Origin of the sequence: Rhodoplanes azumiensis (assembly GCF_042682915.1) — a bacterium.
GTDB lineage: Bacteria > Pseudomonadota > Alphaproteobacteria > Rhizobiales > Xanthobacteraceae > Rhodoplanes > Rhodoplanes azumiensis.
The window spans coordinates 1-760 of the sequence record NZ_JBHUIW010000077.1 but is presented as its reverse complement, the minus strand read 5'-3'; the positions used below and the strand labels follow the sequence as shown (position 1 = coordinate 760).

Genomic DNA, 760 nt, shown 5'->3' with positions numbered 1-760 from the left:
CCACGGCTGTCCGGCACGGATTGTGCTTGAAGAGGTGCACGGCATTGATTCTGCTTGTTTCCAGTTGGTTACGAATCAATTGGACACGAGAGGATCAACGCCGTGCAGCACCAGAATAGCGTTTTTCATGGTCTCCTGAAGCACGTTCCGTGGGCGGTGTTCGACCGGCTTGTGGGCGAGCACCACGCCGACTGGGACGATCGGGGCCTGAAGACCAAGGCTCATTTGATCGCCATGCTGTATGCGCAGCTTTTCGGTGTGCGGAGCCTGCGCGATCTCGAAACCAACCTGAAGACCCACGCCGGCAAGCTGTATCATCTCGGAGGCTGCACGGTGTCACGGTCGGCCCTGTCGACCGCCAATGCGGCGCGCCCGGTTGAGGTGTTCGGCGGTCTGCTGTCGGCCCTGATGGCGCAACTGCAAGCCGGCTGTCGCCGCAAGATCGGCGACTGCGTGCGTCTGATCGATTCGACCAGCGTGAAGTTGAGCCGCCTCAGCGGCGACTGGGCGACGTTTTCGGCGGGCGTTTGCGGGGCCAAGGCGCACATCATCTACGATCCCGACGCCGACCAGCCGCTGTACCTGATGGTGACGCCCTCCAACGTCAACGACATCACGGCGGCCAAGGCGATGCCGATCGAGGCGGGGGCGAGCTATGTTTTCGACCTCGGCTATTACGATTATGGCTGGTGGGCGAGGCTCGATCAGGCGGGTTGCCGCATTGTCACGCGGCTCAAGTCCAACACACCGTTCGCCGTCG

The 760-nt window shown here is 62.1% G+C and carries 1 protein-coding gene; it reads left to right on the top strand.

Going from position 1 to position 760, the window contains the following annotated elements; genetic code table 11:
* Window positions 1-102: 102 nt before the first annotated feature.
* Window positions 103-760, top strand: a 658-nt coding sequence (locus ACFSOX_RS23635) for an IS4 family transposase (protein WP_378480268.1), incomplete at its 3' end; no start/stop codon positions are given.